The 16,307-nt window shown below is 36.2% G+C and carries 15 protein-coding genes and 1 pseudogene; 2 read left to right on the top strand and 14 right to left on the bottom strand.

Annotated elements, in window-relative coordinates:
• Positions 1-103: 103 nt before the first annotated feature.
• A pseudogene (locus tag APF76_14780) lies at positions 104-1,090 on the top strand.
• Between the two features lie 201 nt (positions 1,091-1,291).
• Here the strand turns inward: APF76_14780 and APF76_14775 are convergent.
• From APF76_14775 to APF76_14715, 13 genes are all read right to left on the bottom strand, one after another.
• Positions 1,292-2,095 carry a hypothetical protein gene (locus tag APF76_14775; GenBank protein KUO52887.1) on the bottom strand — a complete coding sequence of 268 codons (804 nt, stop codon included), beginning with the start codon at positions 2,093-2,095 and terminating at the stop codon, positions 1,292-1,294.
• A 408-nt stretch (positions 2,096-2,503) separates the two neighbouring features.
• Positions 2,504-3,253 (bottom strand): prolipoprotein diacylglyceryl transferase, encoded by a 750-nt coding sequence (locus tag APF76_14770; GenBank protein KUO52886.1) that lies wholly within the window; start codon positions 3,251-3,253, stop codon positions 2,504-2,506.
• Positions 3,254-3,711: 458 nt separating this feature from the next.
• Positions 3,712-3,993: a 4Fe-4S ferredoxin gene (locus tag APF76_14765; GenBank protein KUO52885.1), complete on the bottom strand. Its 282-nt coding sequence runs from the start codon at positions 3,991-3,993 to the stop codon at positions 3,712-3,714.
• Positions 3,990-5,288 carry a nitrogen fixation protein FixC gene (locus tag APF76_14760; GenBank protein ID KUO52884.1) on the bottom strand — a complete coding sequence of 433 codons (1,299 nt, stop codon included), beginning with the start codon at positions 5,286-5,288 and terminating at the stop codon, positions 3,990-3,992. Before APF76_14760 ends, APF76_14765 begins: the two co-directional genes overlap by 4 nt.
• Positions 5,285-6,550: an electron transfer flavoprotein subunit alpha gene (locus tag APF76_14755; protein ID KUO52883.1), complete on the bottom strand. Its 1,266-nt coding sequence runs from the start codon at positions 6,548-6,550 to the stop codon at positions 5,285-5,287. Before APF76_14755 ends, APF76_14760 begins: the two co-directional genes overlap by 4 nt.
• 13 nt (positions 6,551-6,563) lie before the next feature.
• Positions 6,564-7,382, bottom strand: a complete 819-nt coding sequence (locus APF76_14750) for an electron transfer flavoprotein subunit beta (protein KUO52882.1) — start codon at positions 7,380-7,382, stop codon at positions 6,564-6,566.
• A 257-nt stretch (positions 7,383-7,639) separates the two neighbouring features.
• Positions 7,640-9,361, bottom strand: coding sequence for a hypothetical protein (locus APF76_14745; protein KUO52881.1), 1,722 nt, complete (start codon positions 9,359-9,361; stop codon positions 7,640-7,642).
• 187 nt (positions 9,362-9,548) lie between these two features.
• The gene (locus APF76_14740; protein KUO52880.1) at positions 9,549-10,466 is read right to left on the bottom strand and encodes a hypothetical protein; all 918 of its coding nucleotides are present in this window, start codon (positions 10,464-10,466) and stop codon (positions 9,549-9,551) included.
• Between the two features lie 143 nt (positions 10,467-10,609).
• The gene (locus APF76_14735) at positions 10,610-11,473 is read right to left on the bottom strand and encodes a hypothetical protein (GenBank protein KUO52879.1); all 864 of its coding nucleotides are present in this window, start codon (positions 11,471-11,473) and stop codon (positions 10,610-10,612) included.
• 150 nt (positions 11,474-11,623) lie between these two features.
• Positions 11,624-12,625 carry a hypothetical protein gene (locus APF76_14730; GenBank protein KUO52878.1) on the bottom strand — a complete coding sequence of 334 codons (1,002 nt, stop codon included), beginning with the start codon at positions 12,623-12,625 and terminating at the stop codon, positions 11,624-11,626.
• 125 nt (positions 12,626-12,750) lie between these two features.
• Positions 12,751-13,137, bottom strand: a complete 387-nt coding sequence (locus APF76_14725) for a hypothetical protein (GenBank protein KUO52877.1) — start codon at positions 13,135-13,137, stop codon at positions 12,751-12,753.
• Positions 13,138-13,154: 17 nt separating this feature from the next.
• The gene (locus APF76_14720) at positions 13,155-13,481 is read right to left on the bottom strand and encodes a hypothetical protein (protein ID KUO52876.1); all 327 of its coding nucleotides are present in this window, start codon (positions 13,479-13,481) and stop codon (positions 13,155-13,157) included.
• Positions 13,482-13,561: 80 nt separating this feature from the next.
• Entirely contained in the window at positions 13,562-13,741 is a 180-nt protein-coding gene (locus tag APF76_14715; GenBank protein ID KUO52875.1) for a hypothetical protein, read from the bottom strand.
• A 160-nt stretch (positions 13,742-13,901) separates the two neighbouring features.
• Here APF76_14715 and APF76_14710 point away from each other — a divergent pair, with 160 nt between their 5' ends.
• Complete coding sequence (locus APF76_14710) at positions 13,902-14,462, top strand: hypothetical protein (GenBank protein KUO52874.1); 561 nt, start codon at positions 13,902-13,904, stop codon at positions 14,460-14,462.
• Positions 14,463-14,556: 94 nt separating this feature from the next.
• On the opposite strand, the gene APF76_14705 is transcribed toward APF76_14710, so the two are convergent.
• Entirely contained in the window at positions 14,557-16,122 is a 1,566-nt protein-coding gene (locus APF76_14705) for a glycine/betaine ABC transporter permease (GenBank protein KUO52873.1), read from the bottom strand.
• Positions 16,123-16,307: the final 185 nt, after the last annotated feature.

The raw sequence follows: 16,307 nt of genomic DNA, 5'->3' as shown, positions 1-16,307 counted from the left end.
GAGTTGGTTAGATTGACTAGGAAAAACTATAAGTATTATGACAGAAAATATTAACACTAGTCAAATTACTGTTTTTAAAATTGCTGCTGCATATATAGGTACAATAGTGGGGGCAGGTTTTGCCTCAGGACAGGAGGTACTGCAGTTTTTTGGTCTCTTTGGTATATTTGGATTGTCTGGAGTTTTACTTACAACAATTTTATTTAGTGTTTATGGTTATACAATTATGAAGGTTGCCAAGAATATAAAGGCACAATCCCACTTGCCGGTAATTAAGAAGGTAAGTGGGGCCAAAATAGGTTATTTAATCGATCTAGTTATAACAGCTTTTTTATATGGAGCAGTAGTTACCATGGCAGCTGGAATGGGTGCTATCTTTACCCAGGAATTTGGTCTAGCTAGTACCTTTGGTAGTTCAGCTCTATTACTGTTTACCATGGTTACAGTTCTATTTGGCATTAGAGGAGTATTGTCCACATTAAGTGTACTAGTTCCCATCCTAATGCTAGCAGTCTTTACAATAAGTATAACAAGCCTTTATAATAATTGGGGTATTTTCATTGCTAATTTAACCTGGACATTGCCAGCAGAAGCTCCTGTCCCAGTATGGTTCTTATCAGCTATAGTATACACATCCTATAATATTGTAATAGCTGTTGCAGTTTTAGCCCCACTAGGTGGGCTGGCAGATCATAAACAATTGAAATCCGCGTCAATATTGTCAGGGATTGGACTGGGCCTTGGTGCTGGAATTATCACCATGGCTATTCTTGCAAACATACCTCAGGTCTTAAATGTAGAAGTTCCAATGCTATTGATTGCCGGACAGGTTTCACCAGTCTTTAGAATAATATATACCTTAGCACTTTTAGCTGGGGTATATACTACTGCTGTTGCATGTTTATATGGTTTTGCAGCAAGAATTACAAATCCGGAGGATAAAGGATTTCGAACTATAGTAATAGGTGCTAGTATTATGGCATTTTTTTTGTCAAGGCTTGGCTTCTCGTCTTTGGTGGGCATACTTTTCCCAGCTGTAGGGTATGCAGGACTGTTGTTAATAGGATCTCTGACTTATGTGTTAGTTAAAGATTTTAAAGTTGACATCAAGGAAAAATTTTATTTCTGGCGTCTACCCGGTGTTGGATACAAAAAATTATTTTTAGGTAATGAAAAACACAATAGCGAAAATAAGAAAGATGGTCAAGAAGAACAAAAATAAAAAGCACCTAGTTTTCAAAAAGCTAGGGCGCTCTAAAAATCGCTTTCAAAATTGTCTAAAATTTGCTTTTTAATAAACTACAGTTGTACAACCATTTTGACCATCAGAAAGTGTCTGCACATAGAATGTGTTTAGTGATTGGCCATCAGAGTCCACTAAAGAAACATGGCCGCTCACTTTACTACCCTTCATATCTCTTTTGAGTTTACCTACCTGATATTTTAAAACATTAACTATTTCATCTTGTTCGGTATTGGACAGAGCATCCCATGATTGTGTATCAAAGGTTATTATTAAATCATTTTCTTTATTAAAATATGCGTTTGTTGCTAAACCCTTTAATACATCTTTAAGCATATTTTCATAAGCATTTTTTTTATCAACAATCTTTGTAACGGACTGTTGTTCATCAAGCTCGTTTTCAATAGCTTGTTTTTTTTGAATTGGTACTTTTGCTTTAGGTGGCTTTTTAACAGACTTTTGTTTTTCTTTTACTACAGGTGGTATGATAACTGTTTTATTTTCAACAGGTTCAACCTTTTCAACTACTGTCTTTTTTATTGCACTTTTTTCTTCTTCCTCTTGCTTTTCTTTTTGCTCTTGCTCTTGCTTTTGTTCTTGCTCTTGCTTTTGTTCTTGCTTTTGTTCTTGCTTTTGCTTTTGCTCAGCATCTGCTTCCTCAAGCTTTATGTATGATGACATTTCATTATACTTATCCTGAGATTTTTTTAAAAGTTCTTCTACTTCTTTGGTTAACTCACTAGTATTAGCCAGTTTTAATGCTTCTTTAGATATATCCATAATATCTTTAAACTCTTCATTTTCATATTTGCTTTTAAGCAATAAAAAAGCTAGTGCAATAATGTAACTCAACGCGTGACACTCTCCTTAGGGGTACTACTATGACACAATTTTCCTAAGTGGCACTAAATACTTAGCTAACTCACAGTTACTTATGATGGCCCCTTGCCTAATAATTAAATATTCTTGTTAATTTTTCTACATCCTTCATTCAAATTCTACTAAATTTCGACAAATTGCAACATCTAAGTATTCTTCTTCATATACCATAAACAGGATTCTTTATTCAGGTGGAGTTTCCCAGGATTAGTTCAACTAGAGTTCAGGGAAAAGTACCTGAACTAAGTTTCACTGAATGACTCCATCTGAATATTAGAAACCGTTATCCAGGGGCTTAGTAGCACTTATCTCCCACCTAAAGAGGTGGGAGTCTTAGTGGTAGTTAGCCATCGGGTAAATATAACTAGCCCATAATCTGGGCTAGTTAATATTATATTTAGGAGCTTTCTTAACTTTAAGATAATAAATGATTAACCCAAGAATGATTAACCCTATACTAATCACTTGGGCTACCCTTAGAGGCCCTAGCATTAAGCTGTCTGTTCTAAAAGATTCTATAATTACCCTTCCTGCAGAGTAAAATACTAAATAGCTTATAAATAATTCTCCTTGTTTTACATTAGGTTGATATCTCCTATAAATTAAATATGCAAAAACACCAACATTCCATATGAATTCATATAAAAAGGTTGGATGCCTATATGCACCATCTATAAACATTGCCCATGGTAAATCAGTAGGATAACCGTAAGCTTCTTGGTTAAAAAAATTGCCCCACCGACCAATAGCTTGGCCTAAGATAAGACTAGGAGCCATTATATCAGCCATCTTCCAAAAGTTAAGATTGTATTTTCTAACAACCAGATAGCCCGCCAGGACCCCACCTATTATACCTCCATGTATTGCCAAACCTCCATGCCATACTGCTAGAATCTCATTCGGGTGAAATTGAAAATACTCACTCCATCGAAAAATCACATAGTAAAGTCTTGCTCCAATAAAAGCTGCTGGCAAAGCAAAGATGGCAATTGTAAGTATATGATCAGGATCAATTCTTTGCCGTATACTCTCTTTATATGCTAATAAAATCCCTAGTGCAACACCTGTACTTATTAAAATTCCGTACCATCTAACTGATAACGGACCTATTTCAAAGGCTATTGGATCCATAAAACCACAACCCCTTTCTAAACAGTCTCTTTGTATTAATTAGTATTGGCTAAAAATAAAAAAACAATATGTGGTTATTCACATATTTGGGTTCTATATTTCGTTTCCCAGCTTTTATCTTAACTCCTTTAATATAAAAAAGGAGACAAATACCCTACAACATTAAAATGTAAAAGTTAGCTCCATAATATTGAAAATAATTAAAAGCCTCGCATTACTTTTACAACTAACTTGTCCAATTCACAGCTCTTATTATAAACTTCCATATCGAGAAGATCTTGTTTTTTGTCAACTAGTTTGTCTAGTTCCTTTTTCTTATTCTCCAATTCAACTTTTAAATCTCCCACTATTGGGATTCACCCCCCTCTCATAAATTATTATTTTTATTCGACAAAAATATTGCGTATTCCTTTATTTTTTGCTTAATTTTTTCTTTTTTTTTAAAATTATTTTCCTGATTACCCATATTTATACATAATTCCAAATCCTCCACGTGGATTCTTCCATTCTATATTATCATGGGCACATCCATACCTACAAGTACCACATTCAACACATCCTTCATAGGCTGTCTCTATTATCTTCTCTTTAGGATTCCAACTATAAACCTTTGCAGGACAAATAAATGTACATGGTTTTCCTTCACATTCCAAACACTTATCTCTATTTATTACTTTTAAATGACTTTCCTTATCAGGTTGATATCTATTTAAAAATAGTTTATCTTCTAAAGATTTCATCCCATAACCCTCCATCCTCGATACATATCTTTTATTAGCTTAAACTTTGACCTTTGTGCAGTAATGTCTTTAAGGATTTTATTTTGTTTTTCTTTTTTAGGTATACTATCTATCGTTGTAAATTCATGGGCTGCTTTGTTAATCATTTGGGGATATAGAGAGAAAAAATGATCATGTGTTTCAAAAAGTTCTGATGCATTTTGATACTTTTGTAAATCTTTTAATATGAAGCTGTTCTCAAGGGTTTTTTCGTAATGAGATAAGGCTCTTTCATCAAACTCACCCATTTTATGAGCATCTATAATAGTTTCTGCTGCCATTTTTCCTGACAACATCGCCATATTAGATCCTTCCCGATGGATGCCATTTACAAACTGGGCGGCATCACCCACAACTAATAACCCATCTCTATATAGCTTAGGTATAGAATGATATCCTCCTTCTGGTATCATGTGTCCTAAATACTCCTTTGTTTCTCCACCTTCTAAAAGGGGTCTAACCATAGGATGATTCTTAAGATGCTCGAGTAGCTCATTCGGATTTATTTCTTTCCTAACCATTTGTGAAAGAAGTGCACCTACACCTACAGATATAGAGTCAGTATTAGTATAGATAAAACCTGTTCCCACCATTCCTTTTGTGGAATCCCCAACTAGTTCAATTGTTACCCCCTGACCTTGTTCCAGGTTAAACCTGTCCTCAATTTTTTCTTTAGGTAAACCAATTACCTCTTTGACCGCTACTGCTAATTCTGTTGTCTTTAATCCATCCTTTTTTAAACCTGCTTTTTGCGTGAGGATTGAATTTACACCTTCAGCTAAAACCACTACATTTCCATAGACATCACCATCTGGTCTCCCTGTTCTAACACCTACGACCCTGTCATTTTCAATTAATAAATCCTCCACCACAGTTTCCGTTATCAATAGAACTCCTGCTTCCACAGCTTGTGTAGCCAGCCATCTATCAAACCTAGCTCGTAGTACTGTAAAAGCATTATATGGTTCAGCGCCATACCTACTAGCTTTATAGCCTAGTGTAACAGCAGAATCTTCATCTAAGATCCACATTCTTTGTTCTATTATATGTCTCTCCAAAGGGGCAACTTTATAAAACTCAGGAACTATTTGTTCAGTTGGATGTCTGTATAAGACACCTCCCATAACATTTTTTGACCCTGGAAAATCTCCTCTTTCTATTAGGATAGTGTTAAGTCCTGCTTTAGTAGTAGTTAAAGCTGTGGAAATACCTGCAGGGCCGGCTCCCACCACAATTACATCAAATTTTTCTGTCACCTCAAGCCCTCCTCATTAAGACGTTTTTTGAACTCCCCAGTTAATGCAGGTACTACTGTAGCATAATCTCCTACTATACCAAATGTAGCAAATTTAAAAATTGGTGCATCAGGATCATTATTGATAGCTACAATCACATCTGATGTCTGCATCCCCACCAAGTGCTGAATTGCCCCTGAAATACCAACCGCAAAATATACTTTTGGTCTTACGGTAACCCCTGTTTGTCCAACTTGATAAGTATGTTCGAACCAACCCGCTTCTACTGCTGCCCTTGAAGCAGCAACAGTTCCTCCTAAAACTTCTGATAATTCCTCTATTACTTTTAAGTTGGTCTTAGAGCCTATCCCTCTTCCTGCAGCTACTATTATTTCTGCTTTATCTAAATAAACTGCGGAACCTTTCTCTTCTATTACTTCTATTATTCTTGTCAAGATTTCCTCTTGTTTTAAATCCATATCTTCACGAATTATTTCCCCTGTACGCCCATCCTGCCTCTCTGGCATACTCATGACCCTAGGTCTTACTGTTGCCATTTGTGGGCGACGATGCCTGCAAACAATTGTAGCCATAATGTTTCCCCCAAAGGCAGGTCTGGTTTGCATAAGATACCTTGAACTTTCATCCACAGTAAGTTCAGTGCAATCTGCAGTAAGACCAGTTTGCAGTTGAGTTGCTACAGCCCCTGCTATATCTCTTCCTAATGAGGTGGCTCCAAAGAGAAAAATTTCTGGTTTATATTTTTTGCATAGATTTACTAATACCTTGGTATAAGGTTCTGTGACATAATTCTTTAGTAAAGGATTTTCTACCAAGTAAACTTTATCAGCCCCATAAGAAAAAGCTTCCCCAGCCAAGGATGCAACCTTATCCCCAATTAATACCCCTACTAATTCAGTATCTATTTGCTTTGCAAGCCTTGCACCTTCACCGAGTAATTCCCAGGAAACTGGAGCGGGCTTTCCGTCCATTTGCTCAATAAATATCCAGATACCGTTGTATTCCTTAAGCTCTTTTTTAATTTCCTTTGCTGCAGCTTCATTGTCTTCAACTGATTTAATCTCTTTTTTAGTCATTTCCTTGGGAGGCTCATCTAATGCTAAGGCATCAGCTGGGCAAATTTCTACACAGTCACCACAATTAGTACATTTATCTGGGTCTACAACAGCCACATCACCCTTAACTTCGAGAGCTTCAAAGGGGCAAGCTTGAACGCATAATCCACATGCAATACAATTTTTTTCAATTACCCTTACAGTCATTTAAACCACTTCCCTATTTATTAGCAATTATTTTAGTGCTCAATAACTTTTGTACAAGTACTTTAGCAGCTTCGTTTGGATTATCCTGTCCACCTGGGATGATTTCACCTTCACTTCTTTGTGGTGGTGCAAATATTTTGCTTACCGATGTTGGCGAACCCTTCAAACCAATCTGTTGTAAATCTAAACCTAACTCTTTCTGAGTCCATAATTTAGGTTTATAGCGAGCGGATTTTATTAAATCTGGTAGACTTGAATACCTAATTTCATTAATATCCCTAACAACTGTTAATAATGCTGGAAACCTACATGCCACACGTACTTTTTTATCTTCTAACTTACGATGTACAATAATTTCCTTAGACTCTAAATCTACCTCTTCAATTTCCATAACGTAGGTTAATTGAGGAATATTAAGCCGCACAGCTATTCCTGGCCCTACCTGAGCGGTGTCTCCGTCTATTGCCTGCTTACCACATAAAACCAGGTCAACTGGCTCCTTATCTGAGACTCTCTGTATTCCTTGGGCTAATATATAACTAGTTGCCAGAGTATCTGAACCAGCAAAATTTCTGTCACTTAATAATATTCCTTCATCTGCACCAATTGCTATACTTCGCCGCATTACTTCTTCAGCTTGGGGTGGTCCCATTGATATGACAGTAACTTTACCACCATACTTTTCCTTTAAGCTAACTGCGGCCTCCACAGCATGGGCATCATATGGATTAATTATTGATGGAACACCTTCTCGAATCAAGGTGTTTGTTTCTGGATCAACTCTTACCTCAGTAGTATCTGGCACCTGTTTTACACAAACAACAATATGCAATAATCTCACCTCTTAATCAACAATTCATATGTTTAGTTTTTTCTAAGTAGTACTTTTTATGTATGGGATAGATAGATTATAGAAATAACTTCAGTATGAAAGGAAATTTCTATTGATAGTGTAACATATCTAAATATGGAGATAAGCTATATAACCCATATTTGCTTTTTTCTTCACAATTTATTGATCTTCAGCACACAAATAGAGTAGACCATAGTTGCATGGTCTACTCTCAATATTTTTGTATTTTGCTTTTTTTAACCTAAAGGCCTGTCGGGTACACATGGGACCCTAATCTTTTGACCTATTTGTAGGTTCTGTGGGTCAATACCAGGGTTCAATCTAAGAAGTGTATCTACAGTTGTGTGATACTTCTGAGCAAGTTTCCAGAGAGTATCTCCGCTCTGGATATACACAATCTTAATAGTTGAACCAGGCGGGCATTCTGTTGGCTTTGGTGTTGGTGTTGGTGTTGGCGTTGGCGTTGGCGTTGGTGTTGGTGTTGGTGTTGGTGTTGGTGTTGGCGTAACTGCCACTACATCTGTTACAACATCCAACTGTAACGTTTCAGTCACTTTTACAAAGATCTGAACAACAGCTGTTTGTTTCCATGGAAACTTCTCAGGGTCAAATTTGTGCCATTCGAAAAGCTTACATACATCCTCAGGATACTTTGGAGGAGTAAATTCTACAAACTCTACTTCCCCAGTAATCTGTAAGTTCATATCTGGACGAGCACCAGGTAAATCAACAAAGGTTGTAAACTGTTCAATGACTCCCTGTTCAAAAAGTCCTCCTGTACAAAGGTCCACATAGAATATTTGCTTCTTAACCTCACCTACAACTATAACCTTATCATCAATTATCTTAGTTTCAGTAAAATTAATATTAACTTCAGCATCAGTTTCAGCTATCTTTTTGGCAGGACGGACTAATGCTACATCATTTCTTACAGTAACCTGCTTGCTATCTTCAGAAATAACACTTTCAACCTTTAAGAGTTCTTTAAATACCTCTACATCTCCTATGACATCTACGACTACATCAATTTGTAATTCCTCTGTAACCTTAGCAAATACAGCAAGAACTGCAGTCTGTCTTCCCCTTTCAAACCCTTCCTGGTCATTTCCATTACGCAAGTCAATATCTACAAACTCAACTTCTGTAGTAACTTGAACATTTTGACCAGGACGTGCACCAGGAATGTCTACGAATGCTGTGAAGTTTTCCCTTACAGTTTGCTCAAATACTCTATTTGTTCCTTGTTCAACATAGAATATTTGTTTATGAAGGGTTCCCTCAACAATTATCTTATCAGGTGCAATAGTTGTTTCTACATTTTCAATCTTTGTTTGGATGTTTCTAATCTTCTTGACACGTCTTTCAAAATCAATGTCTCTTACTATAGATACCTGGTTTACATCTTCTCCAACTACACTTTGAACTTTTAGAAGCTCCTTAATTACATCAATATCTAATGAAGGGGCTACTACATCAACAACTACTTCCATTTGAACAGTTTCTGTAACTTTAACAAACACTTCAAGAATAAGGGTTTGTCTCCAAATATCTGGTACAGCATCTGACTCTGGCTGGAGATCATCATATCCTATAAACTCAATTCTTGTAGATACCTGAACGTGGTGATCAGGTCTAGTCCCAGGAATATCTACATGGGCAATAAATGGTTCATCAACTGATAACTCAAAAACTTCTCCCCTTTGATACTTAACACCATCTACTACTCTATCTTCATCCGCAACATAGAATATTTGTTTGTGGATGATACCTTCCACAATAACCTTATCCCTGATGACATTTAATTCTACATCTCTGACTTCGGCCATTGTATCCCAAATCTTCTTAATTTGAACGGGAAAAGCTATTTCATTTAATACCTTTACCTGCTGTGTATCTTCACCAACCACGTTTTGAACCTTTAACAGTCGTCTTCGAACATCAATTAGGTCCATTGGCATTATTAATTTATACCTCCTTTCCATAAACTCTCACCATAATATATGCAGTAGTGAAAAAATATTGACTATTTTCCTGCATAATTCAATATTTATTTTTATACATTGTATGTCCCATTTCTCAGATGGTTACAAATAAACACAAAAAAGTGGCACTATTTATGTGCCACTTTCTTCCAACTAGGATAGTTTAAGGTCTTATAAACATTTGTGTAAACATTTTCCCATATTGTCCTCCATCAATAATACCTATGCCGATATGTGTGAAATCTTTATTTAAAATATTAGCCCTATGGCCTGGTGAATTCATCAGATTAGTATGGGCACTTTCCACCGTTGGGGCACCAGCTAAATTTTCTCCAGCTCTTGTATAAGATACTCCTGCTGACTTCATCATGTCAAAGGGTGAACCGTACCTAGGTGATTGATGAGAAAAATACTTGTTACTAATCATATCTTGAGATTTTAACCTTGCTAGCTTCACCAATTCACTATGTACCTTTAGAGGTGCTAATCCTGCCTTTGCTCTTTCTTGATTAACTAAATTCAGCATCTTTTGTTCATCAACACTTAATATTGAACTTTGCTCAGGCTGGCTTGGTGCTGGCTGACTTGGTTGTGGTGTTGGTTTGCTTGGTATCGGTTGTTTTTGTGATTTTTTTGGAGCGGTAGGTGCTTGCTCCTTCTTTTCTAAAGCCCTTTTGAAATTGTTTTGCCAGACTTGTATCAAACCCCAGGAGGTTGAATTATTTGCCTTCAAGTCTACGCTTGTTACTGTAGCTAGAACTTGTCCCCCTACAGCAATTGTAGGCATCCCATTAATTTCTTGCACTTTGATTTCATTAGAGTTAAATATGCCTTTACTATTTAGTAAGCTAATTCTTTCAAGAATAATCTTACTTCGATCTCCTGCCGATAAGCTTTGAGGCAAACTTCTAAACCGAATTACCACTTCATCGTTAATTTTTAGCTCATATAGATCCTTACTTGAGGAAGGTTGTACCTTGATTTCAGTTTGTGCATAGATGGGGCCAGAAAGCCCTAATAACAATCCTACTACCAGAAAAACACCTAGTATTCTTTTAAATTTTGAAATGTATTTACGCATAATATTCCCCCTTAGATGATATTAATAAATGTTTCCTTCCCCTCTTATACTTTATTACGCTAAAACACATAGTTTTTAGGAGTACTTACAAAAAAAGTTAAATAATAATATTTTGAAAACAAGTATTATTCTTCCATCTCTCATTAGAAGTCTATTTGGAATTTATTAAAAAACCAGTCATCGTCATAGCATCGTCTTTTTAGATATTTGTCCTTTTGTATATTCACATCACTTTTCACGAGGTTTATTACTGCCTCGTTATAGCCATAGCTACCTTTTAACATGTTATTAACTTTTTCAAGTCTTGGTTTATTAAAATGGCTGGTTGCCATCCTTAAGAAATTATAGTGTACATGCTCAAAGGTTACCCTGTATGGATGTTGTGACCTAAACTTGTGTAAAACTAAGGCTTCAGGATAAATACAGCATGTATATCCAAACAACCAAAGCTTTAAGGAAATTTCTTCATCTTCATGTCCCCACACAATAAAACCTTTATCAAATCCTCCAATATCCTCAAAAACACTACTTTTAATAGCGAGGCAGCCCCCAGGTAGCAAAGGAACTACCTCCAGTCTATTTGGCTTATCAACAAACCAGTTGGTTTTCAAGGAACTATTCCATGTTAGACCATAACCTGCTAAGTTAGGATTTCCCATTACGCCTATACCAGGTGATACTGCATCATATTTTTCTTCCAAAACATTAACTAGTTTATCTATCCAGTATTCGCCAAATGTTAGATGTGCATCACAAAAGATTAACACCATCCCTTTAGCTTTTTCTGCTCCGTAATTCCTTGCTCTAGCGGCTCCTAAGCCATTAGTTTTGTACAACTGTATTCTTGAATATGCTTTGTCTATACCTTCACAACAACCATCTGTTGAACCGTCATCAACAACAATTATTTCGTACTCTAACTTATTCCGGAAAGTTATTAGAGAATTAAGAGTCATTACTATGTTCTGTCCTTCATTTTTACAAGGTATAATTATTGAAACTAGCATTATAACTCTCCCCTTTCGGTAGATTACTTATTCAATGTATATGTAAAAAGTGTTTTTTATAACACCAGCACAGATGTGAAAATTCCCACAGCTAAGTAGGATTCCCTGAGATTTTATAAAAATAAGGTGCCTAGGCACCTTAGAAAAACTTTAAAAGTCAATCTCCAATTCATCCATTACATTTGTTATTTTATTAAATAGTGTTACACTGTCTGATCCTGCAAACAAGAGTCCAACTGCCCTATTATTACTGTCTAGTATTAAAGATCCGCTATCACCAGGTCCTGACTTAATGTCACTCAAAACCTGCTCAGTAAACACAGCATAACTGTCCTCTCCCAGAGAGACCTTCATTGTAACATCCACAGCTTTGATATTTCCTTCTGTGTATCCTGTGGTTCTACCACTCTTTTTAATCTTATCACCGAGTATTGGCTCCGCTGTACCATTTATTTTGCCAATTCCTAGTATTTCTTCATTAATTTCCAGATTAGTCGGTTTAGCTAGTGCAGCATCTACTATATTGTTCTGATTGGTGCTTTTCATTAATTTTACTGAATAGGAGGGCTTCACAAATCTGAATATATTATTGACAGTTGAAACTGCTGCTGATGCAACGGGGCACTCACTTTCAGACATTAGCTTTGCTATGGGGGCAAACTTATAAAGATTTGCAACCACATCCTTATCTATTTTACCTCCATCATAAGCCCCAGGTTGTAAAATGGAGTCCCCTACTTTAGATCTTCCATCTCTTCCGTTAGTCACATTAGCTAAGACATGATTATTGGAAAGAAATAGCTTCTCCCCTGTTTTCCTGTCTCTAACAACAGCACCTAGTGTTCCTGCTGAAATTGCATAATGACCTATACTGCACCCCGGCCTAACTGGTCTATATCGCCCTTTGTTTGTCAGGAGTTTAATTTCTCCTATTTCAATAACATCTGTTTTGGTCTCCTCTACCTTTTCGGGTATCATTTGGTGAGCCCTTAAATCCCCTTTATTCACCTTTTTCTTTACAAATACAACGACAGATTCGTCACTTGTTGCTTTTCCTTTCTTTTCCTTGTAACCAACACCTACACCCACGACATTATCAATATTAAGTATCCTTTTTTTATTTTTTTGTAAAGTCTTATATATGCTGTTCATATATCACACACCCCCAATACATAATATGAATTAGGAGCATAACTGCTACATTAACTCTACAATGTTCGGAAAATAATAAAACTTCCTAGCTTCAAATGAGGCTAGGAAGAAAGTTTTTTCTAGCATTATTTATTAATAAAAAGCACTAATAATATAAGGATTAAACTAAAGTCTCTTCTCGGACTTTGCAGAAGTATAACCAGTACAATAAGTAATAGTGTGTCTTCATCAATGAATCCTAGTGGTCCGGGAAGCTTTGCAGGTAGAAATGAGAATTGTTCTTCTGACTCAAAAGCTTCATTATCAGAATGTTCCTCTGTAGAATCTATGCCTTCTTGTTTAGCCTCTTCATGTTCATGAATATCTTCTTCCAAAATATCGACGGAGGCTTCTGCCTCTGCATCTGATTCTCCAAAACCATCATCTTGTAAATTATTATCCTCCGTTTTAGGTGGTGCTTCTTTGACCTTGTTAGCCTGGTATCCTCTATCAAACCTAAAATTTCTCCTCAAAAAAATTCCTCCTCTCTTTAACTCATTTCCTTTATTTGCTTAATAAAAAATGTCATGTTCAAAGTTTTAATTGACTCATCCATCATTCGCTGTCTGTTCTCAGACAAATATGGTTTAATTGCTAGCAATAGATTAATTGCCGGGTCAACATGAGCCATTTTAGATCTGACGGAATTAACTTCTTGCATTTTCTCCTTTAAAAGACCACTTACCATATTCTTTATGTTCTCACCCTTATCAGGGCTACCCATCATTAGTCCTAACCGGTTAATATTTTCCATAAGGTCGTCACTATCTAACATTGAAAGTAGTTGATTGATATCCACTTTATTCTTATTCTCCACAATTTTCCCTCCCCTATATTTAATAAATGTGCTACATAGTTACTCCAATGAGTAACTATGCAGCAATTTGAACTCCATTATTATTCTGCAAAAGCAGTTCCAAAATCGCCAAGGAAGTTTGGCGCCAGGAACAACAATAGAATAATGATTAAAAACCCATTGTCAAAAATATCATCTAAGCCGTCATCCATGAACAAAAACAGTACTAAAATTATTAGTAGAAAGTTATTATTAGCTGGTTTAGGTGGTTTGTGACCCATGAAAAAATCCCCCTTTCAATTTGTAATTACTTCCCTGTTATACTATGAGATTTTTAATACAATTGTTACTGATTTTAAATTTTGCCCGTTTTATTCTTCATGTTTAGTAACATTTTTTAATTCATTGGAATATTATGTTAATAAAGGGAGGTTTGTTTAAATGGACTATGAAAAAAAAGAACTATTAAATCAGCTTCATGGGCCTGTTAATGTTCCTCATGTTAATGAGCCTTATCCACCTATAAAAGTTATGGAAGCAAACCCTAGGTATGCAAGAATTCTTTTAGAAAGCTATGCAGGAAACGTTAGTGAAATGACTGCTATTAACCTTTACCTCTATCACCACTACGATTCAGACGATGAGTTGCCAGAATTTGCTGATATAGTTGAAGCAGTTGCTATTGTGGAGATGCATCATTTAGAAATATTGGCTAAATTAATCATATTGTTGGGTGGTGACCCTAGATATCATGGATCCGATGGAGCATGGTGGTCAGGAAGATATGTAGACTATTTAACTGGGGAACCCTGTTTACAGATACACGCAGATATCCGGGCAGAAAGCGCTGCCATTACTCAGTATCGACAGCAGATTATTGCCATTGATGATCCTTATGTTCAAGCGATGCTACAGCGCATAATAAAAGACGAACAACTCCACCTTGCCATATTTAGAAAACTTCTAAATAAGTACTGTCCAAAACCTTCATGTAAGCCTTAAACTTATAGACTTGACTATATACTGATATTACATTAATACTTTGTTACGAATCAAAAAACCGGGGATTTACCCCGGTTTTTTAAGCTAATTATACTTATTTACTTTCCTTAAGCTCAGCGGCTGCTGCTTTTGCCTCTTTTGCACTTTCAAATACTAAACTTCCTCTTTCTTGTGAAAAGGCCTTATACAAGGTATACATCATAAAGCATAAGACTATCATGAATGGAAAGGCAGCTACAATGGATGCCGTCTGCAATGCTCCCAGTCCACCTGCTAACAACAGAACTGCTGCAGTAGCCCCTTTAATTACACCCCATGTAATTCTTAATGAAGCATCAGGTTCAGGATCCCCACCAGAAGTTAACATTGCAGTAACTAAAGTGGCCGAGTCAGCTGATGTAACAAAGAAAGTTGTGATCATTAATGTTGCTAATAATGTAGTCAATCCAGCTAGTGGAAAATGGCTTAGCGTTACGAAGAAAGCTGAAGACACGTTGGCAGCAACAGCATCAGCTATTCCTCCTATACCAAACAATTCAATATTCATTGCTGATCCACCAAATGCACTTAACCAAATAAAGCTTAATAATACTGGAGCAATTAAAACACCCATTACTAGTTCTCTAACTGTACGTCCTCTAGAAATACGGGCAATAAAAGAACCAACAAATGGTGACCAAGCAATCCACCAAGCCCAGTAGAAGATAGTCCAACCGCCTACCCAATCATAACCAACATTATCAGCTACAACGTTATATGGATCCACGAAAAGACTCATCCATGGAAGATTAAAGAGATAATACCCGACAGTTGTAACAAATGTATCCATGATGTATCTAAATGGACCAATGAATAGGAAGAACGCTATGAATGTAAAGGCTAATGCCATATTTACATAGCTCAAATACTTAATTCCTTTATTAATACCGGAAACAACAGATACTGTAAACAATACAGTAATGACAGCAATTACAACCATCGTTACTGCTAAAGTATCAGGAGTTCCATAGGCGAAACTTAGTCCAGTTGTGATCTGCATCGCACCAAGACCTAAAGATGTAGCTACACCAAAAATAGTAGCAAAAACTGCAAGAATATCAATTGCTTTTCCAAGTCCACCTCTAGTTCCTTTTTCACCTAGAATAGGAGCAAAAGTTGAACTTACTAAGAATGGCATATCTTTTCTGAAAGAAAAGTAAGCTAGCGCCATACCAACAAGTGCATATACTCCCCATGGGTGAAGTCCCCAATGAAAAAATGTATATCTCATTGCTTGTTCTGCACCAGCCGCTGTACCAGCTCCACCCCACGGAGGAGTTCCAAGGAATGACATTGGTTCTGCAATACTCCAAAAAACAAGTCCAATACCCATACTAGCACTAAATAACATGAAAAACCATGTCATTGTACTATATTCAGGCTTATCTTCATCCTTACCTAATTTTATATTTCCGAATTTACTAAATGCAACAAATAAACAGAATACTAAGAATAGCGTCATACCAAGAGCATAAGACCAACCAAAATAATCAGTAATAAAGCTGTTTACTGTTGAAAATATGCCACCAGCTTGCTCTGGCATTAAGATAGTCCAAATAACAAAGATAGCAGAAATTACAATAGAAATCCCAAATATTTCCTTGTCAATTTTCTTAAACATTTGTACACCTCCACATTTTTTTCCTTGCTTCCATAATTACCATGAATCACAACAAGCACCTTTCATAAATAATGGCCACTATACACCCCCCTTGATAAATCACATTATTAGACCATGATTATTATCAGAATATACCTTTTACGAAATATTTTTAAAATTATACTTATAAGAATTTTCTATAAATT

The sequence above is a fragment of the Desulfitibacter sp. BRH_c19 genome (genome assembly GCA_001515945.1).
In the GTDB taxonomy this organism is placed as follows: domain Bacteria; phylum Bacillota; class DSM-16504; order Desulfitibacterales; family Desulfitibacteraceae; genus Desulfitibacter.
Note: the sequence above shows the minus strand (reverse complement) of the source record. Positions and strands in the feature narration are given on the sequence as shown.